Source organism: Marixanthomonas spongiae, from assembly GCF_003095375.1.
Taxonomy (GTDB): domain Bacteria; phylum Bacteroidota; class Bacteroidia; order Flavobacteriales; family Flavobacteriaceae; genus Marixanthomonas; species Marixanthomonas spongiae.
On sequence record NZ_QEHR01000004.1, the window covers coordinates 271,326 to 294,903 of the forward strand.

Below are 23,578 nucleotides of genomic sequence, written 5' to 3' on the forward strand. Positions count from 1 at the left end.
CATGAAACTGAAATACATTCTTTACATATTGATTTTTACCCTTTGCGGTAGTGCCACCTTTGCACAGGTTACTTTCGATGCCAAAGTAAGCAAGAAAAGGTTGGGCATCAATGAACGGCTACGGGTGGATTTTGAGATGAACAAGGACGGGGACAATTTCAATCCGCCAGATTTTAAAGGTTTCCGTGTGGTTGGCGGCCCCAATCAGGCTATTAGCAATTCATACATTAACGGTAAGCGCAGTTACAGTAAAACCTATTCGTATTTTCTTTCACCCCAGTCGCAGGGGAAATTCACCATTGGGCAAGCCACGATCGAAATTGATGGCGAAACCTACAAAAGTTTGCCAATTCAAGTTCAGGTTACTTCCGCCGTGGCGCAACCCAAAGATGGAAACAATGCCGATTATGTGGCCAGTGAAAAAGTACATTTGGTCGCTGAGGTTTCCAATAGCAAACCGTATTTAAACCAAGCAATTAGTGTTGTTTATAAACTCTATGTGTCGCACGATGTGAGCATTACCAGTAGCTGGCGCGAGATCGATACACCAAAGTTTGCCGATTTCTGGAGTCAGAATATTGACAATCAAGGAAATTTCAAAGTGTATGAAGGCAAATATCAAGGCGAAGACTATCGCTATGTGGTGTTGCGCACCACGGTTTTATACCCGCAAAAAACCGGAAAACTGGAAATAGAGCCCCTTACGCTCGATGTACCCATAGATGTGCCTACCAACCGTCGTGACTTTTTTGGAAGGCGCATTACCACGCGTGTTAACAAAACCATTTCGGCCGGAAAGCGGACCATCGATGTAAAACCATTGCCCGCACAAGGAAAACCAGACGATTTTGCCGGAGCGGTAGGTGATTTCGATTTTAACGTTTCGGTAAACAAAAACAAACTCGACGCCAATGAATCGTTAGAGTTGACTACCCGTGTTTCGGGAACCGGAAATTTAAAACTGTTCGAGCTTCCCAGTATTACATTGCCCAACTCTTTGGAAGTGTACGAACCCGAACGTTCTGAAAAAGTGCGTACCACCCGAAGCGGAATGAACGGTTCAGTTACTGAAACCTACACCGTAGTGCCACAGTTTAAAGGCAATTACCCCATTAGGCCGCTTACTTTTTCATACTTTGACCCCAAGACCGAAAGCTATAAAACGCTTTCTTCCGAAGAAATCGTGATCGACGTGGAAAGCGGTCCCGTCACCGCATCGACCACCAATGAAGCAGACGACAAAAAACAAGTGGTGCTCGATAAAAACCAGTTTAAATACATAAAATTGGATACTAATCTGCAGCCCATTGCGCGTGAAAATTTCTTTAAATCCCCCTTGTTCTGGTCATTGCTTGGCGGGCCTTTGTTGTTGATCCCTATTTTTATCCTGGCCGGGAAAAAACGCCGGGAACGCTTGGCCGATGTGCAAGGCAACCGGTTGCGCCGTGCCAACAAATTGGCTAAAAAATATTTAAGGGATGCCAAAAATCAAATGGGCAATAAAGCAGTGTTTTATGAGTATTTAGAACGTGCGCTGCACAATTATCTAAAAGCAAAACTGAACATTGAAACATCAGATTTCAGTAAAGAACGCATTGCTAAATTGCTTTCTGAAAGAAAAGTGGAGCCCCATACCATTGCCGAGTTCACAGGCTTGTTGAAAAGCTGTGAATTTGCCCGGTACACGCCCACCTCGACCGTTGCCATTAAAGAAGATTACAAAAAGGCTGTTTCGGTTATTGCGGCTATAGATAAACAAATAGAATATCCCGGATCATGAAAAAGATAATGCTGTTAGGTATGCTGTTGGTTTCGGTTTTGGGTGTCGCCCAGAACGAAGCCTTGTTTGAGCAAGGAAAAGAGAGTTATAAAAATGGTAAATTCAGCGAGGCTGTCACCCATTGGAAAAAAATTGTGGACAACGGCCAAGAATCTGCCGAGCTGTATTTCAACCTTGGCAATGCCAATTATAAGCTCAATAACATTGGTCCCAGCATTTATTATTACGAAAAAGCATTACAGTTGCAACCCAATGATGAGGATATAAAAAACAACCTGGCTTTTGCACAAAATGCCCGTGTCGATGTTATAGAACCCTTGCCCAAAACGGTTTTTTCCCGCTGGTACAAAAATATCTCAGGGGTCTTCACCTATAACGGTTGGGCAATCGTTGCAGTTATAGGTGTTTGCCTGTTTGTAACGCTGTTTTTGCTGTATTGGTTCTCTGGTTCCGAAACAAAAAAAAGAGTGTATTTTTCAGCATCCATTTTTTCAGTAGTTATATGTATAGCTGCTTTGGTTATGGCTTTCCAAACGTACATGGACTTCACCAAAAATAGACCGGCCATTATCTTTGCCGAACAAACCGAAGTGAAAAACGAACCCAATATGGGCAGTGAAACGGCTTTTATGCTTCACGAAGGCACCAAAGTACAGATTATGGCAACCGATACTAATTGGGCGCGCATTACCTTGGCCGACGGAAAAGACGGTTGGTTGCCGCTGGGCGATTTAAAACAATTGTAACCTACCACCATTAAAGCTACGTTGCAAACATTTAAAGGTTTATATGAAGGAGTTTTTTTGGAAGGTTGAATACATGGACTCCCCTGAACTGAAATATGATTTTTACATCCCAAGTTGCGGTTTTCAGTATGGGTAAATTCAATTTTTAAAAGCTTTTTTAGGTGTTTTTTTGAAGAAATGGTACATTGCCCTACTTTTTATACTAAAAGATAACACCACTTTAATCAAGAAGGATGAAAGCACATACCAAAGAAACACAAGCAACCCTAACCCCAGAAAAAGCCTTGGAATTTTTAAAGAAAGGCAACCAACGGTTTCAAAACAACCTAAAGGCCAACCGTAATTTGTTGGAGCAGGTAAACGATACGCGTGATGGACAGTTTCCGTTCGCCGTTATTTTAAGTTGTATAGACTCGCGGGTCTCTGCCGAACTTGTTTTCGATCAAGGTTTGGGCGATATTTTCAGTGTCCGTATTGCCGGTAACTTTGTTAATGAAGATATTTTGGGCAGTATAGAGTACGGTTGCAAAGTAGCCGGTTCTAAACTTGTAGTGGTGTTGGGTCATACCTCTTGTGGTGCGGTAAGCGGGGCGTGTGACAACGTGGAAATTGGTAATATCACTACATTGCTATCCAAAATTAAACCCGCCGTAGAAGCCGTGAAACAACCAGAAGACAAGTCGTTACGAAATTCTAAAAACACCGAATTTGTCAATGAGGTGTCCAAGAAAAACGTTCAGCTTACCTTAGAGAATATGCGCAAACAAAGCCCAGTTTTAACCGAAATGGAACAAAATGGCGAGATTAAAATGGTTGGTGCTATGTACAATGTTAGCAACGGCAGTGTGGAATTTTACTAAATGATTCATCGAAAGTACTTCTAAACTATTGTTTGCCCACGCTAAAAAACCGTGTCTGTTTTATTTGTCGCAGTATCTAAAAGCTGTTCCCGTAATTCTGGATTGCTTTCTTTTGGTGCGTCATAGTCATTCTTGAACTCATCCACTTCCCTTAAAATATGTGGCAACACCAATGGCGCCAACGAAGCTACTGGCGGATATAAAATAGATTCGCTGCGTTGTTCTTCTGAAACAATGGTATAGCTTTCCGAAGCATTTACAAACATAAAGATCACGCTTACGATAAAAGCATATTTCAGCACACTGAAAACGCCTCCCAATAATTTGTTTACAATTCCCAAAGCTGCAAAATCAGCTACTTTAGTTAACAGTTTTCCGGCAAGCGAAATCACAAATACAATAATTAAAAACGTAATGGCAAAAGCTGCTAAATTGGTGGTTTGCGTGCTCCAGTTAAAACGTTCGGTGAGGAAATCGGCCGCATAATGCGAAAAGTAAATCGCCCCATATACCCCGGCAATAATCCCTATTAACGAGGCAAGGGTAACGAACAGCCCTTTTTTAAAGCCCAAATAAAAAGCGATAAGCAAAATAACGCCAAGGATAATATCGATTGTGACCATAGTGCAAGTTTAGCGTAAATATACTATTTCTTGAAATATCAGTTCGAACCAACTGTGTTTTTACGCTTTTTCCATTTGTCTTTTGGGGTTTTAAACACGTATCTTTGCCTACAATTTATGGCAAGAGACGAACAATTAAAACAAAAATGGGAAGCGGTGGTCAAGCTGTTGAGCGACCGTTTTGCCGATGGCGAAAAACTAGACTTAGATGCAATTATTTATTTAGTCGGAGTCCAAGAATTAGGGCAGTTGCACCGACGGTTTAAAAAAGATGACAAAATAAACCTGATGCACATTGCTATTTGCAGGTTGTTGGAGCCTTTCGGATATTACGAATTTGAATATTTTGACGATCAAGGCTGGCCGCATTATAAAGTTTTGGAACAACTGCCGCCATTAAGAGCAGGCGAACAGAGCGTATTGATGAAAGAAGCCATTGTGCAGTATTTCCTTGAAAAGGAAGTGATTGAATAGCCAATAATTTATGTAATTTTGCCATCCACAAGAATATGGGTATGCTAAATAAAATTAAAGAACATATAGCCGAAGTTGAGGCGTTTACGGCAACTTCTAAAGACGAAATAGAACAGTTCCGCATTAAATACCTTAGTAAAAAAGGATTGCTGAACGATTTTTTTGCTGAATTCAAAAACGTTCCCAACGAGCAGAAAAAAGAATATGGGCAGACCATCAATAAACTGAAAACGGCCGCTCAGGAAAAGGTGGATACTTTAAAGGCAACTTTAGAGGCGGAAGAAGAAATAAAAGGGGTTTATGGCGATCTCTCCCGTCCGGGCGAACCTATTGAACTCGGTTCGCGCCATCCCATTTCCATCGTTAAAAATAAAATTACCGAAATATTTTCCCGCATTGGTTTTAATGTTTCCGAAGGGCCCGAGATTGAAGACGACTGGCATAACTTTACCGCCTTGAACCTTCCCGAGCACCATCCCGCCCGCGATATGCAGGATACCTTTTTTGTGCAAACCGATCCCGATATCATGTTGCGTACCCATACCTCAACCGTGCAGGTTCGGTATATGGAAAACAACAAACCGCCCATCCGTACTATTTCGCCGGGACGGGTGTACCGAAACGAAGCCATTTCGGCGCGTTCGCACTGCTTTTTCCATCAAGTGGAAGGGTTGTACGTGGACAAAGGCGTGAGCTTTGCCGATTTAAAACAAACCTTGCAATATTTCACTACGGAATTGTTCGGGAAATCCAAGATACGGTTACGGCCGTCTTACTTTCCATTTACCGAACCCAGTGCCGAAGTAGATGTCTATTGGGGCTTAGAGACCGAAACCGATTACAAAATGACCAAAGGCACCGGCTGGCTGGAAATTATGGGCTGCGGCATGGTCGATCCCAATGTTTTGAAAAACTGTGGTATTGATCCAGAAGTGTATTCCGGTTTTGCCTTTGGAATGGGCATAGACCGTATTGCCTTGTTGTTGCACCAAATACCCGACATTCGCATGTTGAGCGAGAATGATATGCGTTTTTTACAACAGTTTAAGAGCGTGCTGTAGAAGCAAAGCGATGCTCGCGAGGTAAGAAATTGGAATTATTGAGATTTAAAATCTAAATCCTAAACACATGAAAAAATACATAGTCATTGGTCTTTTGATTGTCGCCCTTTTGGTGGTTGCTTACCTAACCTTTGTAATTGCCGCCATAAAAATTGTGATAGGTAGTATTTTCTTGGTGATTTTTGCTTTGGCAATTTTAGCCCTTTGGATTATGTGGAAAGTGAAGACCGATTAATTTTATATGCGAAAAGATATTAAAATCCCCGAAGTCAAGAACGTTTATATTGCTGCCGTAAACGAATTTAACGACGAGTTTAAAACCTACGATTGGAACGCCTACATCATCAATGACAACGATAAACCCTTGGAAACCGTTATCATTGTATCACAAGGCTATGACAGTGAAAAAATGACCGCCCCGATGCGGAAAACCATAAAATTACTGCCCGCTAAAGGCTACGCCAAAATTGAATTTCTGGAAGAAAACGTTTTAAAAGTGAACAACTTTTTTACTATTACCTATTTTATTGACGACAAACTCTATGACAAACGTTTTGAAATTCCGGCAAATGCCGCCATTGAGGACAATGCGGTTTCGCTTCCTGTGATGAAAAAAGATGGGGTTTTGGCGCGGTAAACTCCAGATACACTTCAAATACCCGAAATTCCGTATCTTTAACCTATGGAAATCAATTTCAGGACCAAAGAAGAAAGCAACAAAGCCCAACAAGAGGAGTTTCTCGCCTTAACGCCACCAGAGCGTTTTTTTGCGTTCTTGAAACTTTCGTATGAATTAAGGAACTTCCCTTCTAAATTTTCTTCTGAAACAGCTAACAAAGATAATTTTGAGATTGTAATCCCGCCTAAACATGTGGAATGAATGGGACAAAAACATTAGCAACTTTATTGCCTTGGCAAATAAGCACAAGGTAAAGATGCTTATGGTAGGGGGAGGTGCCGTAAATTTCCACGGATACAAACGGCATTCTGCAGATGTGGATTTTTGGATCGAAACCACAGCCTTAAATTTTAAAAAACTATGTGCCGTTTTTTCTGAAATGGGCTATGAAATTTCAGATTTTCCAGATGCCGTAAAACAGCAAAAACAGAATATTTCAGTGAAATTTTCCCCTGAAAGCTTGCAATTGGAGCTAATAACCAACTTTTCAGTCAATAAATCTTTTGAACAGGCCTTGGCCGAAAGTGAAGAAACAAGTGTAAAGAGAAGTGAGTTTTTAAGGTGGAACGTCCTATCATATGACGATTTAATTACCAGCAAACTAAAAGCCAAGAGACCAAAAGATTTATTGGACGTACAACAACTTCAAAAAATCAAAAAGGAACGCGAGTAATCTTTTAATCCAACTTATCCGTCAACTTTGTAAATACTTTTTTAGGGTCTTTTCCTTCGTATAAAATAGCATAAACTGCATTGATAATTGGCGTTTTGGCTTTTTTCTTTCCTTTTGCCTGGTTGAGGTTATACGCGCTTTTGGTGGCGTAGTAGCCTTCGGCAATCATATTCATTTCCATTTGGGCGCTTTTTACAGTGTAGCCTTTCCCTATCATATTGCCAAACATCCTATTTCGGCTAAAAACCGAATAACCTGTAACCAATAAATCGCCCAGATAAGCAGAATCGTTGATGTTCCGTTTCATTTTATGTACGCGTTTTACGTATTTTTTCATCTCGCGAATGGCATTGCTCATCAACACGCTCTGAAAGTTATCGCCATACCCTAACCCGTGGGCGATACCGGCGGCAATGGCGTAAATGTTCTTGAGCATGGCGGCATATTCGGTACCCATTACATCGTCGCTGGTGGTACATTTTATGTAATCGCTGGAAAGTTTATCGGCCACCAACTTGGCCTTTTCTTCATCGGCACAGGCAATGGTGAGGTACGAAAGGCGTTCTAAAGCAACCTCTTCGGCGTGGCACGGGCCAGAAATAACCCCAATATTGTTAAAAGCCACATTATAGTGGGTGTTAAAGTGGTCGCCAACAATCAAACTGCTTTCAGGAACAATCCCTTTTATAGCCGAAAAAACAATTTTATCCTCCAGGGAAACGGTTACTTTTTTAAGCTCGGCTTCCACAAAGGCCGAGGGGATCACAAATATCAAATAATCTGCATATTCGATCATTTCATTGATGTCGTTGCTTAGTTTAAGTTGCGAGACTTTAAATTCAACCGAACTCAAGTAGTTGGGGTTGTGGTCTTCTTTTTTAATATGTTCCATGGCGTAGGTGCTGCGCATGTACCAGCCCACTTCGTCTAGGTTTTCGCACAGCATTTTCACAATGGCGGTTGCCCAGCTTCCGCCGCCAAAAACGGCAAATTTTGGATGTTCAGTCATAATTGAATTTTTTCCTTCTTTCAAAAATACGCATTTATTGTCAAGCCACGGATTAAAGTACGGTTTTCAAGTTTTATTACAGGTGGTCTCAATAAAAATCTTGGCACGCCTTTTGAAACTACTATTTTAAATTATTCTTGCAACTGCAGTTTGCAAATAGTTTTAAATTATTTAACAATGGCTTATGAGATTTTAAACAAGATTAACGTGAACTTTGCGTTGTAAGAAAACATAATGAAACTGAATTAGTAAGCTAATTCAAGAAAACATAGAACCCTTTTTTTGGTTGGTTAGTAGAAGCCGTTCCATACTGTTTAATTTAAGCAGTTGGAGCGGTTTCTCGTTTTGGGCGTTTGTCCTTATCTATAAAAATTCATCTCATCCATATACTTCCATACGTCGAAAGGCATCATAGGACGGATGTTTTTCCCCGCCTTCACGCCTTTTCTTATAAAAGTTGAAGATAGCTCCATAATAGGAGCATCGACTTTGGTGATTTTTGGATGAAACACCTCCCCGCCCCCTTCAATGCCATTTGCTGAGCTTGCCGAAGTAGGGGAATAGAATTGAGTGTCAACAGTCCCTTCGGAAATCCTGGGATAGACATAAATGGAATAGCGGTCTAAAATAACCTCGTAATTTTTCCATTTATGGAAACTCTTTAAATTGTCCTCGCCCATAATCAAAGCGAACTGTTTTGTTGGATATTTTTCTTCTAAATGGACAAGGGTGTTTACCGTATAATTGGGCTGGGGCAGGTTAAACTCGATATTGCTGGCTTTTAGTTTAGGATATTCCTCCAAAGCAATTTCTACCATGGCCAAGCGGTGGTGGTCTTCGAGCAGGCTTTTCTTTTTTTTATGCGGATTGTGCGGCGTTACGATGAGCCAAATTTCGTCTAAGTCGCTGTTTTCAACCAAGTGGTTGGCAATAATGAGATGCCCAATGTGAATAGGGTTGAAAGTACCAAAATAAAGTCCGGTTTTTTTAGTTGCACTCATTTACTCTTCTTCTTCTTCGGGATGACCGTGGTGTATAAAATCTGTTACCAGTTCTTTGGCCTCGTTCAGGGCAGTGTCCAGGTCTTTGTTTTTAATGATATGGTCAAACTGTGGGGCAGTGGCCAGCTCAACCGAAGCTTTTGCAATGCGCATGTTGATGCGTTCATCGCTTTCGGTTTTTCGTTTTTTAAGCCTTCGTTTCAGTTCATCCACACTGGGTGGTTTTACAAAAACGGCCAGTGTTTTTTCGGGGTATTTCTTTTTTATGCGAAGGCCGCCCACTACGTCAATATCAAAAATCACGTTTTTGCCTTCGGCCCAAATACGTTCCACTTCCGTATTTAAGGTTCCGTAAAAGTTGTCGCGATAGACCTCTTCCCATTCTAGAAAATCGCCGTTTTTAATGTGCTGCTTAAAATCTTTTAAACTGATGAAATAATAGTCTTTCCCGTGCTTTTCATGTGCCCTGGGTTCGCGCGAGGTGCAGGAAATGGAAAAGTCCAAGTTCAGTTCTTCTTGGGCGAGCAGGTATTGAACAATGGTGGTCTTGCCACTTCCGGACGGTGCCGAAAAAACAAATAGTTTTCCTCCTTTCATTATAGTACGTTTAGGGCCTGTTCCTTTATTTTTTCCAGTTCGTCCTTCATTTGCACCACAACTTGCTGCATTGGGGCAAAGTTGGCCTTACTGCCAATGGTGTTGATCTCCCGGCCAATTTCTTGAGAGATGAACCCAAGTTTCTTACCGTTGCTGGTTTTGCTTTGCAGGGTTTCGGAAAAATAAGACAAGTGATTGCTCAACCGTACTTGTTCTTCGGTAATGTCGTATTTTTCTAAGTAGTACATCAATTCTTGTTCAAAACGGTTTTCGTCCACGGTTTCCTTGATGTCGCTTACTGCTTTTGCCAAGCGTTCCTTTACATTGTCCATGCGTTGTGGGTCGAGTTTCATAACTTCATCCAGCAAGGCAGCGATGTTGGTGATGCGTTTTTTAAAATCGGCTTCCAAGGCCTTTCCTTCATCGGTACGGTATCGGTTTATGGACTGTAGCGCTTCGTCAACCGCTTCTATGATTTTGTGGTATTCTGTTTCGTCGATTTCATCCCGTTCGGTTTGTAGTGCATCGGGAAATTTTACGGCCATTTTCATCAGTTCCACGGGGTCGCCATCGGTTATGCGGGCCAGTTGTTTCATATAGTGTTTTACGGCGGTTTCGTTAATAACGCTGGCGGTTTCTTCGCCAGTTAACTCTACGTAAAGATTGAAATCTACTTTTCCGCGGGAAAGCGACTCTGAAATGCGTTTGCGGATGTCCAACTCCTTTTCACGATATGCGGAAGGGACGCGGGCGTTAACATCAAGGTTTTTACTGTTTAACGATTTTATTTCAACCGTGATTTTTTTGGAAGGCAATTGCACCACGCTTTTGCCATAACCGGTCATGGACTGGATCATAGTTTTGATTTAATGGTTGCAAAGGTAGTAAAATAGAAGATAGTAGCTTATAAAATAGCTTGGTGTTGCCACGGTAGCGGTTGTTTATTCATTATTTAAAAAAGAAGTCGCTCTTTTCTCGCTGTAATAGGTGGCATTTGTATGGTGAAAACCAACGTGGCCACCATGCTCAGGAGTTTCCAAATAGATGTTTTTAGAGTTTTCAGCAAACGAATACGGATAGCTTTCTTCGGTTAAAAATGAATCGTTTTTTGCGTTTAAAATCAATACCGGAATGTTGATATTGGGTAAAAATTGACCACTGCTATTCTGTTTGTAATAATCATAGGCGTTTTCAAACCCAAAGGCAGGTGCTGTGTACAGGTTGTCAAAATCCAGCAGGGTCTTTATTTGTTTTAGTTCTGAAGGGCTCATTTTTCAGGGAATTGCTTCACTTTGGTTTTCAATTTCTTCTTAAGGTTATGCAAAAAAGAGGTTTTATAGATCCAATTGTCAAAATTGGAAAGCGATTCCAATGTTCCTTTTAAGTTTAAAGGGGTTGAAATGGCTACGGCGCGGTCTATTTCCTTCGGAAAGATATCTCGCTCGCCAAGATATTTCAGCATTAGATTGCCGCCCAAGCTAAAACCGATCAACGAAATGGTGTCATATTTTCCTTTTTTCAGAATAAAATCCACCACAGCCTGTAAATCATCGGTTTTACCGGCATTATAAGAAGCAAACAGCTCATTTGGCTCACCACTACAGCCCCTAAAGTTCACGGCGGCAGCATCCCAACCGTTTGTAGTAAGGTTCTTGGCTTGTCCTCGCATATACCGGCGTTGGGCATTGCCTTCCAAGCCGTGAAGGATAATGGCAATTTTTGAAGTTTTGTTTTCAGCAAACGAAAAATCTACATCCAAAAAATCACTATCGTCCAAGAGAATGCGTTCACGGTACTGTGCTATTTTAGGAACGGGCCGCAGCTTAGCGGAATAAACCGTGGCAAAATGCCCGTTTTTAAAAATGGGTTTGGGGGTATAAGAAGAAGGTACGATCGGCATTTTTTATACGCGTATGGGGCAAAAATAGACATTCCTTAATTTATAGTTAATACTAAACAGAGGTTTTGTATTTAAGATACCAATCGGTATCTTTGTGCCATGCGAAATGCAAAAGCAACAAAAAACACTATCATTAATGAAAGCGCCAATCTCTTTAATACACAGGGGTACAAGGCAACTTCAATTAGTGACATTACCAAGGCAACGGGACTGACAAAAGGCGCAATTTACCGCCATTTTGAAAATAAAGGCGACTTGGAAAAACATGCCTTGCAACGGCTGTCCAAGGTTATGTTTGGTGAAATTGAAACCTCGATCAAAGAAGCCAATTCCTTCGTTTCAAAAATGGAAGCTATCTTTTCTTTTTTTGAAAATTACATGAACACCCCCTTATACGAAGGCGGTTGCCCGGTTATGAATGCAGCCGTGGAAGCCGACGATGCCAATCCCGTTTTGCGCAAACAGGCCTGCGCGATGTTGCAGGAGTTTAAAGAGGCCGTGGCTACCTTGATTGAAAACGGCATTAAAAACAACCAAGTTAAAGCTGAAACAGACGTAGCTTTTTTTAGTACCATTTTTATCGCTACGCTGGAAGGCGGCATTATGATGAGCCGTTTAGAGCGGAATAAAAAAGCAATCACGCATACCATTGCCCATCTACGAAATATAGTTGCTGAAATTTCAATTTAAACAGCTACTTAATTTTTCACAACTAGAAAATTTACATGAAAAAGTTACTTACCAAATTAACGGGATCCTATTTAAACGCAACGGCGCCTTTATTTCCAAAACTGAACCGGGAACTTGCCTTTAGACTGTTGTGCAAGGCACAGCCCGTTCCAATTTCAGAAGAAGGGTACGATTTTTTTGGAACTGCTGAAACATCTTATATTGAAATGCCGGGAACTTCCACTGCGGTGCATAAATGGGGCCAAGGTCCTAAAAAGATCCTCTTCTTGCACGGGTGGATGAGCCATTCAAAACGGTGGAAACCGTATATCGATGCATTGGATTTTTCAGAATACACCATCTATTCCTTGGATGCGCCGGCGCATGGCCTCTCTAAAGGAAAACGGATGAATATTGAGCACTACCGTCAAGCTGCCGAAACTATTATCTTGGACGTTGGCGGTGTAGATTATTTGGTGTGCCACTCACTGGGCAGCTTGGTAGGGGCCTATGCGTTTTTGGCCAATAAACAAATTCCGGTTAACAATTATGTAATCATGGGAGCGCCCTCGGGAATGGACACCATTTTTGGGTTTTTCAAAGAAACGCTGCAACTTTCAAACAAAACCATGGATAATTTGGGCGTAAAAGTAGATTCTGTGTTGAAAGTGCCTTCTTCAAGCCTTACTATGGCTCATTTTTTTGAAGAAGTAACCCAGCCAGTCCTCATCGTTCACGAACAAAGTGATGCGGTAACGCCAATTTCAGAAATTAAAAAAGCGGCCGAACGCGCCCAAAACAACATTACAACTTGGTTTACCACCGGGCAGGACCACAACCTAACCGGTGAAGAAACAGTTAATACCATTGTAAATCATATTACAGAAACACATAAAAAGAAACAAGAACTATGTATTTAAAAGAATTTGAAATCCGTTGGGACGATGTCGATGCCAACCGCCATTTGCGCAACAGTGCCTATATTGATTATATGAGCCACACCCGAATGAGTTTTTTTAGCGAAAAAGGGTTTGGGCAACGGCATTTGGCCGAGATGAACTTGGGGCCAGTGGCCTTGTACGAACGCATGTATTATTTTAAAGAAGCGTTTCCCGGCAAGCCCTTACGTGTTTCCTTACAGTTAAAAGGGCTTTCAGAAGAAGGCACTTTTTTTGAGTTTGTGCACAATTTTTACGATCATAAAGGAAAAAATTTAGGCCGTTGCGAAATGTTGGGTGCTTGGATTGATCTTAAAGAACGAAAACTTGTACCATTACCAAAAGAATTTTACAGCTTTTTGGATGGAATTGATAAAACCGATGATTTTAAAACCTTGACCAAAGAAGACACCAGAAAGCACGGGCAATTTCCGAAAGAATTGCAATAGGGCTTTTACCAGCGTTTTCAGGCTATTTTTCATCCAACCCGTTTGTTGGATAAGCTTCTTTACAAAGGAGAGAACTACTTTTTTATACTTTTAAAAAAAAGAAGATTTACGGCTGTTTTTTAAAATGATAGTCCAGCAGTTTTTTTAAATTGACCGAGGTGACCTTTTTGTAAACCACATCTTCTTCCTCTTCGGAATACATAGGCGGTTCCAAGCCCAGTTCGGCTGCTTTTTGGGTATAATAGAATTTTTTTGAAGGATGGATGGGCGCCACGGCATTGAAAATATGCCCAAAAGCATTTTGTTTTAGGATTTCTGAAAGAATGGCAATGCAATCTTCCCGATGAATTAAGTTGACGGGCGCATTGCCGTTGTTCAGGTTTTTGCGTCCGGCAAGGTAGCGAACGGGCTGTCTTTTACCGCCCAGCAAACCTCCAAAACGTACAATGGTGGTTTTAAACATTTGGGAATTGAAAAACAATTGCTCTACATCGATCAGTTGCCGGGCAGCATTGGTTTCGGCTATGGGCTTGTCTTTTTCGGTTACCGTGCCTTGTGCATCGCTGTAAACCGATGTACTGCTCACCAAAATCACTTTTTTAACTGGGGTCTTTTCAATTTCGTTTAAAAAATGACGCATTTTGGCAACGTGGTCGGCACCGGTATTTCTCCTCAAGCCGGGCGGGATGAGGATTATTAGACAATCGGCATCCTCCAGTAAGGCTCGCACTTCACCCGAAACCCCTTGTTCCGAGAGTTCAACTGGATACGCCTCTATACCATTGCGCTGTAAGTTGCCTGCTTTTTCAACACTCGTCACCGAGCCTTTTACATGATACCCTAAATTTTGTAAGTGTAAGGCCAACGGCTGGCCTAACCAGCCCAAGCCTGCAATTGCTATGGTCTTGCTCATTTTGTCGATTTTTTTTGCGCTTTAAAAGTTAGGCTGTCTTTTTTTCGGTTTGGCAGTTCGTCAATGGCAAAAGTACGTTTTATAACAATGGCATCGGTCACCACAAAAGGTTTTGGCATCATATCGCTAGGCCGCTGGTGTATGCTGAAATTTTCGTGGTCCATTAAATCGTACGAAAATTCCAGGGCTGTGAACGAAACGGGTTTTTGCTGTTCGGTGGTGTAAGAAACCTTTAGCGAATCGTTGTTGTTTACCCAATACCTTAACAAGAGTTCATTTTTTCGGTTTCCGTAAGGCAAACCGGTACTGTCTTTTGGCACTTTTTGACCGTTGAAGGAAAGCGAAGTGAAGGTAACATCGGTATCTGCATACAGGTTCAGTTGGTTGATAGTCCGTTTTGGGAGGATGGTAAATGTTATTTCTTCTGAAGGGTTTGAAATGGTATCCCTTTTCCGAAGCACTTTAAACGGCGTTATGGGTTTTTTAGGGGCTTCTGCGGCATATGTGTACCCCGTGTTGTACTTGCTTCCAGATGCTTGTATGATTTCCGAAGGCACATGCTGCGGATTTTCGCCCAAATACCCTTTGGTCCAACGATCCAATAGCTTGTCGTAGGTAAGCCAATAGGACTGGCCGTTGTCTTGGTCTTGATAATAAATCAAGCTGTTGGGTTTTTGATGCATTTTTGAAAACCCACTGTTTAAATGTGCTTTAACGAAGAAGCCCAAAGCGAACAAAAAGCACAAAACGGACAAGAATTTCTTCCAACGGTAAAAACCGAACACGGGCAGCAAAAGCCCAAACAGCAATACGGTGAACACACAGCTTATCACGACCATTTGAGACCCCAACCCGACAGGGAAAAACTGAATAAGGGGCGAAAAGAAAAACAATGCCGGGGCGGCCAATAGAGCCATCAATGGCAAATTGGGTTTTTCTTGCCTTATAAGCACCCAAAAGGACAACAGTCCAAAAAATACCGGGATTATAAAATAAGCAGCTCCTTTCAACACCACAAAAACAGCCACATTGATGAGCATCCAAAAAAGCAACGGCGCCACATACACCGAAGCCACAGGTGTCCTGTTGGCAAAACGGCGGTACAGATAAAAAGTGATGGAAAGTGAAAGAAGCACAAAAAACGCCACATAATCGTGGCCGTTATATTTAAAACCGTGCTGTATTTCGTTGTACTGCGGATAGATAGCGACCATTAACTTCCATCCAAATAAACCAATGGCCCCACAAACTACCAATGACAGTAAAAAAGGAACAAACCCTTTGGCGATGGCTTTTCCGGTGAGCTTTTCTTTTTTAAAACCATAAAAAACCAAAATGGCAAATAGTGCAATAGCGACCAAAAGCAACGGTAAAATCCACAAAAAGGGGAACGAAATCATTTTTAAGAACGGGAAATTGACATATACATAGTCTTCTTGCGATTTCAGGTTAGACAAATCGGCATTGGCAAAATAGTGCAGCAGCGGCAAAAGATAACTGCCTTGGTGCTGCAGGGTTTCTATGTCTAAATTTTCAATGGTGTCGTTGGCCGTATGGTAATCAAAATGGTCGTCTATAAATGCAAAAAAGTAACTGGGAATATCGCCGTTCTCCCTAAATATGGTAGAATCGGTATCGTTGGGCAGCATTTTGTATACGCTGTACATCAATGAAGAGGCGACCGGATAATCTGGATCTGCTTCAATAAAGGCTTGTACCAGTTTTTTGTTGCCTCCATTGGTTTCCAAAATCATATTGCTGGGGCCGCCACTGCCGCGGGCTTCAAAATTGAGCACCAGCCCTACATCTTTAGCCCAAGGATGTTCGTTAACGAACAGTTTGGCACCGTCTAAGCCAATTTCTTCGGCATCGGTAAAAAGTATGATGATGTCATTTTTAGGTTTTTCACCAGTGGCTTGGTAGGCACGGAGGCTTTCCAAAATGGTCGCAATGCCACTCCCAGCATCACTGGCGCCAGGAGAGGGTACCAAAGCACTGTCGTAATGCGAAAGCAAGACCAGTGCTTTACCATCACTGGTGCCTTCCATACGGGCAACGATGTTAATGGGACGGTCCATCGTACGCCGTTGTGGGTTAAAAACAAAGCCTTCTTGGGTTTGTGGCTGCAATCCTAATTTTTTCAGTTCCTCCATTAAATAGTTCCTGACCACCTTATGTTCTTCTGAACCGTGATAATGGGGTTTTTGGGCGATGTGGTGCAAGTGTTCGAGCGCACGTTCGGTAGAAAATTCAGTTTTTGAGATGCTTTTTGGCGTTCCATTTTGGGGCATTAAACTGAAAAAGGAATAAAAGACAAGCCCTATTATCAGTAACAGGGAAAGTACGGCAGGGATTCTTTTCATTTGGGCGGTTATTTAGTGACCTAAAAGTACGATTTTTAATGGGATTGCGCTTCTTCAGAAAAGAAGATAACCGAACATATCATAAAATTGACTATCTTTAAAGAACTTAAGAACCTGTTACCGAACAAGCTGTACTTTGGTTTGGTTGTCCTGTACTTTTTGAACAAACCTTCAGGATGCACTATTACCAAGGATTTTGGCATTGGATTTCGGGCAGGCTCGAACCGAAAATTTAAAAACAACTTAAAACAATAGCGTTATGGGAATTAAAAATTATATAGGAAAACGTGCAAAGCCAATAAAAGGCTCTACGGAAAACATAAAAGTTTCAGATTATATGTGCAGGAACCTCATTACGTTCAAGCCAGAGCAAACGGTTTTGGAAGTGATGAATACCTTGATTAAAAAGAAAATCTCCGGCGGCCCGGTGGTAAACGACAACCACGAACTCGTTGGGATTATAAGTGAAGGGGACTGTATAAAAGAAATTAGCAATAGCCGCTATTACAACCAACCCATGGAAGACATAAAAGTGGAAGAACACATGATCAAAGAAGTGGAAACCATAGACGGTGAAATGAACCTTTTTGATGCTGCCGAGAAGTTTTTAACGGCCAAACGCAGGCGGTTCCCCATTTGTGAAAACGGGAAACTGGTTGGGCAAATAAGCCAAAAAGATGTATTAAAAGCCGCGCTGGAGCTGAAAGGGAATAGTTGGTAGTAATCACTGTTATTGGGTAGGTTCCGTGGCAATCCAGTCTATAAAGACATCATTAGTATTTGCATTGTCATAAATTCCAACTGTAAAACCTGTTGTGCTGGCCTTTGCAACTTTAATATGTTCTGCAGAGTAGCTTCCTGAATTATCTGTTCCCGATCCCTCCCTAAATGTAAGGTTTATAATTGGTATGGTAGTGAATGGAGTAGCAAAGACGATCTTATAGTATTGCCAACCTGTGGAGGTAGATCCAACATCAAAACTTCCCGCTTGTTGTGTTCGGTTTACACTGGCAAGACTGGCCAGCTCAATCCATTGTGTGCCGTCGTTATAGAAGAAAGCATTGGCAGTGGTTTCATACACCAACATGCCTTGAACAGCTACCATAGCAGTGCGCTGGCCTTGGGTAAGCCTAGGGATCAATACGCCAGCATCGGTTGCCTGTATGTCTAAAGCAGAATGGGCATTTGGTGTTGTGGTGTTAATGCCCACTTGTGCAGTAGCTAAAAAACTGAAAAAAAGAAAAAATAAAAGTAACGTGCTGTGTTTCATACAGCAATAGTAGAAAACGCGGTATACGGCATAAAATTTTTTCGATAAACCAATAAAAAAAATGGTTTAACGTAAGAAAATACTTCTAAATCACATGGAAAGCTCCGTCTTTACCAACAAGTACCAATCGTCCTCCAGCGGCAAATAGCCTTGGTCATAGACGTAAAAATAGACAGTTCCCGCTTTGGTTACATATTGTCCGGTAAAAAACTTAAAATTGAAACCGTATTTTTGCAGGGTCTGTTTTTTTACTTTGGTTTTGTCTTTCGCATTCAGTTTCTCGAGAATACGGAAGTTTTTACGCAGGCGGTTGTTGATGTTGCGCACCAAATTTTTACTGTCCTTGTTCAGCGCATTGTTGTGAGCATTGCGGCATGCATCGCTACAGAACTTCTTGTCTGCTCGACCCATTATTTTATCGCCACATTCGGGACAGGTTCGTTCCATGTTATTTATAATCTATATGTCCCCAGTTTTCGCCAGACTTTATACGGTACAGTTGCATTTCAGAAATACCAAACTGTTTGGCGATCAATCGCAATCGGGTCCTTCGGTTGGGGTCGAAAATTTTCTTTTTCAACAACCTGACTTTTTGCGGGGATAGCTTGGAGTACTTGGGTTTAATCAAGGCTTCCTTTTTTGCCCGTATGACCGCCGGGTTGTTTTTGTTGTGCTCGGTAAGCTCCTTTCGGTTCACAAACCGCAAGTTCTCAATACGATTGTTGGTTTTGTTAAAATCTTTATGGATGACCATATTTTTTCCTTCGGGCTTCTCTAAAAAAAGCGTGGCAACAGCCCGATGGATATAGATTAAACTGGTTTTGCCGTTTTTCTTAATGGTAGAAAAAACTTCGTAACCGTTCAAGTTGTAGGTGTTCAACAATTCACCTTTGTCATCGTTCCTAAAATGCTTTACCCGGCCGTAGTTTGAAATGTGAAACGTTTCATTTTTACGCCAAGAAGGATCGGAAAACGGCTTCCAAACCTCATCTTTTAAATTCGGTATCATTTAAATAGGGAGTTTGTACCAAATATACTAAAATAAGATTAGTATTTGTACGCTTATTTAATTTCAGGTGTTCTGCTTACTTCGGCGGGCAGGTTAAAGCGGTAAATCGCTTCAATTTTAGCATAGAAACCGCCACTTATACTTGGGTTTAACTGATTGCGGTTGTCCCCAAAACTAAAGGCCGAAACCCCGAGGTCGATGGTGTCATCTTGCGTATATACTTCATAATCATTGGTAGAGTAGCCCAATTTGGTTCGTAACAGCACACTTTTGTCCAAAAAATTGAATTGCCAGTACGCGGCAAAATCCAAGGAGCTTAAATCTACATACCTATCCGATTCATTTTCTTCTTTTATATTGAAACTTCTTCCAATCCCAAAATAATCCATCCCAATAGTGGTTTTTCCCAAAGCATAGCTTACATCGGCCGAGATGGGCAATGACATATCCATTTCAAATTTTTTGTTGGGGCTTAAATAATACCAACCAATAATAGGCGTGGTAAATAAACCGAACGCTTCCTGCGAGCCGTAAGCCCCAAACCGGTAAATTAAATTTTTCTTTTTCTGAAGTTTTAAAACAGCAAACCCTCCCATATAAAAATCGTCACCAGAGATACCGTTATAATCTGAAGCAATTTTAGGCAATAAAACAATGGTTGAACTCCACTTTTCAGAATATGTAGAAGCCAATCCTAATTTTATGTTTGTGCTGTATAAATTGGTGCGTTCGGCTTGGGGGAACAGTTGTAGTTTGTTTGTGCTAAAATCGGCTCCGGTGATTAAAGCGTGAATGTCATTTAAAACGACAGGAAAGGTGAGTCCAACTTCAAACGATTTTACCCGGGTGCTGCTGTTGGTTTTCTTAAAATTATTATTGAACGTTTCGCTATAGCCTATCCTGAAAATATCGACGTAATCCTGTGCGGAAGTCAGCATTGGAACGAGAAGAAATAGAAAAAATAATTTTCTCAAAGGGTGGTTGTTTTTTCAGTAAATATAGAAAAATATGAAAAAAATTGCTGTAAGCGAATAAAAAAAACAGCCCAGCAATGTGTTATTTTGAATGTTTCCAAGAGCGACTTTTTCACTAAAATTTCTTACTTTCGCAACCTTATTGAAACGCAATTGGTTATGAGCAAAAAGTTTAAAGAATACAAGGGATTGGACCTTCCTAAAACAGCAGCAGAAATACTTGATTTTTGGAATGAAAACAACATTTTCGAGAAAAGTATTTCCATTCGGGAAGGCAATGAACCGTTTGTGTTTTTTGAAGGGCCTCCATCTGCAAATGGCATGCCCGGTATTCACCACGTCATGGCACGTTCCATCAAGGACATTTTTTGTCGCTATAAAACCCAAAAAGGCTTTAAAGTGGACAGAAAAGCCGGATGGGATACCCACGGACTCCCAATAGAATTGGGTGTTGAGAAAGAATTGGGCATTACCAAGGAAGATATCGGCAAGAAAATTTCCGTAGAGGCTTATAACGAAGCCTGTAAAAAAGCCGTAATGCGCTACACCGATGCGTGGAACAAAGTAACCGAAGGCTACGGCTATTGGGTGGATATGGACGATCCATACATTACTTACAAGCCAAAATACATGGAAACGGTTTGGTGGTTGCTGAAAGAAATTTACAATAAAGGCCTAATGTACAAAGGCTACACCATACAACCGTACTCGCCAAAAGCTGGAACTGGCTTGAGTTCGCACGAATTGAACCAACCAGGAACCTACCAAGATGTTACCGATACCACTGCGGTGGCACAATTTAAGGCAATTGCAGACACATTACCAGATTTTTTAGCTGAAGAAAGCAATAACATCTTCCTGTTGGCTTGGACAACTACTCCTTGGACTTTACCAAGTAACACGGCGCTTACCGTAGGAAAGAAAATCGATTACGTATTGGTAAAAACCTTTAACCAATACACCTTTGAACAGATATATGTGGTGCTTGCTAAAAACTTAGTGAGTAAACAATTTGGTGGGAAATACGAAGAAAAACCCAATGAAGAAGTCCTTGACAGCTACAAACAGGGCGATAAAACAATACCGTATTTCATTGTAAAAGAGTTTAAAGGAAAAGATCTTTTGGGCATTCGCTACGAGCAGTTGTTGGACTATGCGAAACCTTACGAAAACCCTGAAAACGCGTTCCGGGTAATTGCTGGGGATTTTGTAACTACCGAAGACGGTACAGGGATCGTACATACCGCGCCCACCTTTGGTGCAGACGATGCCAAAGTAGCCAAAGAAGCATCGCCAGAAGTCCCACCATTATTGGTGAAAGATGAAAACGGTAACTTGGTTCCGTTGGTTGATTTACAAGGAAAGTTTCGGCCAGAGATGGGCGAATTGGCGGGGAAATACGTAAAAAACGAATATTACGACGAGGGCGAAGCACCTGAAAAATCGGTCGATGTTGAATTGGTCATTAAACTGAAAACTGAAAACAGGGCGTTCCACGTTGAAAAATATGTACACAGTTACCCAAATTGCTGGCGTACCGATAAACCTATTTTATACTATCCATTAGATTCTTGGTTTATAAAAGTGACCGATTTTAAAGATCGCATGCACGAGCTGAACAAAACCATCAACTGGAAGCCAAAAGCAACCGGAGAAGGTCGTTTTGGCAACTGGTTGGCAAATGCAAACGACTGGAACCTCTCCCGTTCGAGGTATTGGGGCATTCCGTTACCACTTTGGCGTACCGAAGATGGCAAGGAAGAAAAGTGCATCGGCAGTATCGAAGAACTGAAAGCCGAAATGGAAAAAGCCGTTGCCGCTGGCGTTATGGACAAGGCACTTTATGAAGATTTTGTAGTAGGCGATTTTTCCGAAGAAAACTACGACACGGTAGATTTACATAAAAACATTGTTGACGGTATTACACTTGTTTCAGAAAGTGGGAAACCGATGAAACGCGAAGCCGATTTGATCGATGTGTGGTTTGATAGTGGCAGTATGCCGTATGCACAATGGCATTACCCATTCGAAAACAAAGAGAAGGTAGAACAAACGTGGCGTAAAGCTGATTTCATAGCAGAAGGTGTGGACCAAACCCGAGGTTGGTTTTATACCTTGCACGCGATTGCTACGATGATTTTTGATGATGTTGCGTATAAAAATGTGGTGAGCAACGGGCTGGTACTCGATAAAAACGGACAAAAAATGTCAAAACGTTTAGGCAATGCTGTTGACCCGTTTGAAACGTTGAAAACATACGGTCCCGATGCGACACGTTGGTACATGATTAGCAACGCCAATCCGTGGGACAACTTAAAGTTTGACTTGGATGGTATTTCGGAAGTGCGCAATAAATTCTTCGGAACACTTTACAACACCTATAGTTTCTTCAGTTTATATGCCAATTTGGACAATTTCACCTATGCTGAAGCCGATATTCCTTTAGAAAAGAGACCAGAAATAGACCGTTGGATTCTTTCAGAATTACACACGCTTATTGAAAAAGTGGATGCGTATTACAGCGATTACGAACCTACCAAAGCTACGCGAGCTATTTCGGAATTTGTACAGGAAAATTTAAGCAATTGGTTTGTTCGCTTAAGCAGAAGGCGCTACTGGAAAGGAAGTTACAATGATGATAAAATTTCTGCCTACCAAACCCTGTACACGTGTTTGGAAACGGTCGCAAAATTAAGTGCGCCGGTAGCCCCGTTTTTTATGGACAGGTTGTATAAGGATTTAACGGAAGGCGTTGAAAAAGAAGGGAGAGAACCTGTGCTGAGCGGAGACGAAGCATCGGTACATTTAAGTGATTTTCCTAAGGCAGATAGTTCGTTTATAGATAAAACATTGGAACGCAAAATGCAACGGGCGCAGACCATTTCGTCCTTGGTGTTATCACTGCGACAACGCGAAAAGATCAAGGTGCGCCAGCCGCTTCAGAAAATAATGATCCCGGTTTTAGATGAAACCGTTAGAAGTGAAATAAAAGCGGTGGAAGACTTGATAAAATCTGAAGTAAACGTCAAGGAAATCAAGCTTATTGATGAAGCTTCCGGTATTTTGGTTAAACAGATTAAGCCGGACTTTAAAAAGCTGGGCCCACGTTTTGGCAGGGACATGAAGCTGGTAGCCAAAGTCATTGCCGGTTTTGGGCAAGATACGATATCGAAATTGGAAAAAGAAGGACAAATATCAGTTGAAATTAACAAAAAAAGTACTACATTGGCACTTGATGACGTTATCATCAGCTCGCAAGATATAGAAGGCTGGTTGGTCGCCAATGCCAATGGCATTACGGTCGCACTCGATGTGACGATTACCCCGTCGCTTAAAAATGAAGGGATTGCCAGGGAGTTGGTGAACCGTATTCAAAACCTTCGGAAAGACTCCGGGTTTGAAGTGACCGACCGTGTTGAGGTGACCCTAAAAGAAGATGCAACATTAAAACCTGCAGTTGAAGAAAATTTAACGTATATTAAAGAAGAAACATTAACCGAAAAATTGCAATTTGATAATGAGGTAAGCAATGGAACGGAAATTGCTTTTGATGATATTGCAACCCAAATTGAAATAAAAAAACATTAGAT

Annotated in this window: 27 protein-coding genes; 14 read left to right on the top strand and 13 right to left on the bottom strand. The window is 41.5% G+C overall.

Annotation, left to right across the window (positions count from 1 at the left end; translation table 11 throughout):
• Position 1 precedes the first annotated feature (1 nt).
• From DDV96_RS07655 to DDV96_RS07665, 3 genes are all read left to right on the top strand, one after another.
• Positions 2–1,780, top strand: a complete 1,779-nt coding sequence (locus DDV96_RS07655; protein ID WP_116694168.1) for a BatD family protein — start codon at positions 2–4, stop codon at positions 1,778–1,780.
• Positions 1,777–2,526: a tetratricopeptide repeat protein gene (locus tag DDV96_RS07660; protein ID WP_116694169.1), complete on the top strand. Its 750-nt coding sequence runs from the start codon at positions 1,777–1,779 to the stop codon at positions 2,524–2,526. Before DDV96_RS07655 ends, DDV96_RS07660 begins: the two co-directional genes overlap by 4 nt.
• A gap of 233 nt (positions 2,527–2,759) precedes the next feature.
• A complete protein-coding gene (locus DDV96_RS07665) occupies positions 2,760–3,386 on the top strand; it encodes a carbonic anhydrase family protein (protein WP_116694170.1) in 627 nt (208 codons plus the stop codon).
• Between the two features lie 41 nt (positions 3,387–3,427).
• Here the strand turns inward: DDV96_RS07665 and DDV96_RS07670 are convergent, their stop codons facing one another.
• Positions 3,428–4,009, bottom strand: a complete 582-nt coding sequence (locus tag DDV96_RS07670) for a CvpA family protein (RefSeq protein WP_116694171.1) — start codon at positions 4,007–4,009, stop codon at positions 3,428–3,430.
• 117 nt (positions 4,010–4,126) lie between these two features.
• Here DDV96_RS07670 and DDV96_RS07675 point away from each other — a divergent pair, with 117 nt between their 5' ends.
• The 6 genes from DDV96_RS07675 to DDV96_RS07695 all read left to right on the top strand — a co-directional run bounded on the left by DDV96_RS07675 (position 4,127) and on the right by DDV96_RS07695 (position 6,896).
• Positions 4,127–4,483, top strand: coding sequence for a hypothetical protein (locus tag DDV96_RS07675; protein ID WP_116694172.1), 357 nt, complete (start codon positions 4,127–4,129; stop codon positions 4,481–4,483).
• Positions 4,484–4,524: 41 nt separating this feature from the next.
• A complete protein-coding gene (pheS, locus tag DDV96_RS07680; RefSeq protein ID WP_116694272.1) occupies positions 4,525–5,544 on the top strand; it encodes a phenylalanine--tRNA ligase subunit alpha in 1,020 nt (339 codons plus the stop codon).
• 67 nt (positions 5,545–5,611) lie between these two features.
• Positions 5,612–5,779 carry a hypothetical protein gene (locus DDV96_RS15840; protein ID WP_165805985.1) on the top strand — a complete coding sequence of 56 codons (168 nt, stop codon included), beginning with the start codon at positions 5,612–5,614 and terminating at the stop codon, positions 5,777–5,779.
• A gap of 6 nt (positions 5,780–5,785) precedes the next feature.
• The gene (locus DDV96_RS07685; protein ID WP_116694173.1) at positions 5,786–6,181 is read left to right on the top strand and encodes a hypothetical protein; all 396 of its coding nucleotides are present in this window, start codon (positions 5,786–5,788) and stop codon (positions 6,179–6,181) included.
• 45 nt (positions 6,182–6,226) lie between these two features.
• Complete coding sequence (locus tag DDV96_RS07690) at positions 6,227–6,424, top strand: hypothetical protein (RefSeq protein WP_116694174.1); 198 nt, start codon at positions 6,227–6,229, stop codon at positions 6,422–6,424.
• Positions 6,414–6,896, top strand: a complete 483-nt coding sequence (locus tag DDV96_RS07695) for a nucleotidyltransferase (RefSeq protein WP_116694175.1) — start codon at positions 6,414–6,416, stop codon at positions 6,894–6,896. The genes DDV96_RS07690 and DDV96_RS07695 overlap by 11 nt, the downstream gene beginning before the upstream one ends.
• A gap of 4 nt (positions 6,897–6,900) precedes the next feature.
• Here DDV96_RS07695 and DDV96_RS07700 read toward each other — a convergent pair whose 3' ends face one another.
• The 6 genes from DDV96_RS07700 to DDV96_RS07720 form a co-directional block, all read right to left on the bottom strand.
• Complete coding sequence (locus DDV96_RS07700; protein WP_116694176.1) at positions 6,901–7,905, bottom strand: NAD(P)H-dependent glycerol-3-phosphate dehydrogenase; 1,005 nt, start codon at positions 7,903–7,905, stop codon at positions 6,901–6,903.
• Positions 7,906–8,264: 359 nt separating this feature from the next.
• Positions 8,265–8,906, bottom strand: coding sequence for a nicotinate (nicotinamide) nucleotide adenylyltransferase (gene nadD, locus DDV96_RS07705; RefSeq protein ID WP_116694177.1), 642 nt, complete (start codon positions 8,904–8,906; stop codon positions 8,265–8,267).
• Entirely contained in the window at positions 8,907–9,503 is a 597-nt protein-coding gene (gene gmk, locus DDV96_RS07710; protein ID WP_116694178.1) for a guanylate kinase, read from the bottom strand.
• Complete coding sequence (locus tag DDV96_RS07715; protein WP_116694179.1) at positions 9,503–10,360, bottom strand: YicC/YloC family endoribonuclease; 858 nt, start codon at positions 10,358–10,360, stop codon at positions 9,503–9,505. The genes gmk and DDV96_RS07715 overlap by 1 nt, the downstream gene beginning before the upstream one ends.
• Positions 10,361–10,444: 84 nt before the next feature.
• The gene (locus DDV96_RS16140) at positions 10,445–10,774 is read right to left on the bottom strand and encodes an alpha/beta fold hydrolase family protein (protein WP_317045955.1); all 330 of its coding nucleotides are present in this window, start codon (positions 10,772–10,774) and stop codon (positions 10,445–10,447) included.
• A complete protein-coding gene (locus DDV96_RS07720; RefSeq protein WP_317045956.1) occupies positions 10,771–11,403 on the bottom strand; it encodes a YheT family hydrolase in 633 nt (210 codons plus the stop codon). Before DDV96_RS07720 ends, DDV96_RS16140 begins: the two co-directional genes overlap by 4 nt.
• 99 nt (positions 11,404–11,502) lie before the next feature.
• Between DDV96_RS07720 and DDV96_RS07725 the strand changes: the two genes are divergently transcribed.
• From DDV96_RS07725 to DDV96_RS07735, 3 genes are read left to right on the top strand one after another with little or no spacing between them, the layout of a single operon-like run.
• Positions 11,503–12,093, top strand: a complete 591-nt coding sequence (locus DDV96_RS07725) for a TetR/AcrR family transcriptional regulator (RefSeq protein WP_116694180.1) — start codon at positions 11,503–11,505, stop codon at positions 12,091–12,093.
• Between the two features lie 35 nt (positions 12,094–12,128).
• On the top strand, positions 12,129–12,992 hold the full coding sequence (locus DDV96_RS07730; RefSeq protein ID WP_116694181.1) for an alpha/beta hydrolase: 864 nt from the start codon (positions 12,129–12,131) through the stop codon (positions 12,990–12,992).
• Positions 12,983–13,459, top strand: a complete 477-nt coding sequence (locus DDV96_RS07735; protein ID WP_116694182.1) for an acyl-CoA thioesterase — start codon at positions 12,983–12,985, stop codon at positions 13,457–13,459. The genes DDV96_RS07730 and DDV96_RS07735 overlap by 10 nt, the downstream gene beginning before the upstream one ends.
• A 106-nt stretch (positions 13,460–13,565) precedes the next feature.
• Here the strand turns inward: DDV96_RS07735 and DDV96_RS07740 are convergent, their stop codons facing one another.
• Together DDV96_RS07740 and DDV96_RS07745 are read right to left on the bottom strand one after the other, a co-directional pair.
• Positions 13,566–14,372, bottom strand: coding sequence for an SDR family oxidoreductase (locus DDV96_RS07740; protein ID WP_116694183.1), 807 nt, complete (start codon positions 14,370–14,372; stop codon positions 13,566–13,568).
• Positions 14,369–16,735: a M20/M25/M40 family metallo-hydrolase gene (locus DDV96_RS07745; protein WP_116694184.1), complete on the bottom strand. Its 2,367-nt coding sequence runs from the start codon at positions 16,733–16,735 to the stop codon at positions 14,369–14,371. The genes DDV96_RS07740 and DDV96_RS07745 overlap by 4 nt, the downstream gene beginning before the upstream one ends.
• A 259-nt stretch (positions 16,736–16,994) precedes the next feature.
• Here DDV96_RS07745 and DDV96_RS07750 point away from each other — a divergent pair, with 259 nt between their 5' ends.
• Positions 16,995–17,456: a CBS domain-containing protein gene (locus DDV96_RS07750; protein WP_116694185.1), complete on the top strand. Its 462-nt coding sequence runs from the start codon at positions 16,995–16,997 to the stop codon at positions 17,454–17,456.
• Between the two features lie 9 nt (positions 17,457–17,465).
• Here the strand turns inward: DDV96_RS07750 and DDV96_RS07755 are convergent, their stop codons facing one another.
• The 4 genes from DDV96_RS07755 to DDV96_RS07770 form a co-directional block, all read right to left on the bottom strand.
• Positions 17,466–18,005 carry a hypothetical protein gene (locus DDV96_RS07755; RefSeq protein WP_116694186.1) on the bottom strand — a complete coding sequence of 180 codons (540 nt, stop codon included), beginning with the start codon at positions 18,003–18,005 and terminating at the stop codon, positions 17,466–17,468.
• A 90-nt stretch (positions 18,006–18,095) separates the two neighbouring features.
• Complete coding sequence (locus tag DDV96_RS07760) at positions 18,096–18,452, bottom strand: hypothetical protein (RefSeq protein ID WP_116694187.1); 357 nt, start codon at positions 18,450–18,452, stop codon at positions 18,096–18,098.
• A 1-nt stretch (position 18,453) separates the two neighbouring features.
• The gene (locus DDV96_RS07765; RefSeq protein WP_116694188.1) at positions 18,454–19,014 is read right to left on the bottom strand and encodes an HNH endonuclease; all 561 of its coding nucleotides are present in this window, start codon (positions 19,012–19,014) and stop codon (positions 18,454–18,456) included.
• A gap of 53 nt (positions 19,015–19,067) precedes the next feature.
• A complete protein-coding gene (locus tag DDV96_RS07770; RefSeq protein WP_133240825.1) occupies positions 19,068–19,988 on the bottom strand; it encodes a DUF6268 family outer membrane beta-barrel protein in 921 nt (306 codons plus the stop codon).
• A 159-nt stretch (positions 19,989–20,147) separates the two neighbouring features.
• Between DDV96_RS07770 and ileS the strand changes: the two genes are divergently transcribed.
• Positions 20,148–23,576, top strand: coding sequence for an isoleucine--tRNA ligase (ileS, locus tag DDV96_RS07775; RefSeq protein WP_116694273.1), 3,429 nt, complete (start codon positions 20,148–20,150; stop codon positions 23,574–23,576).
• Positions 23,577–23,578 lie beyond the last annotated feature (2 nt).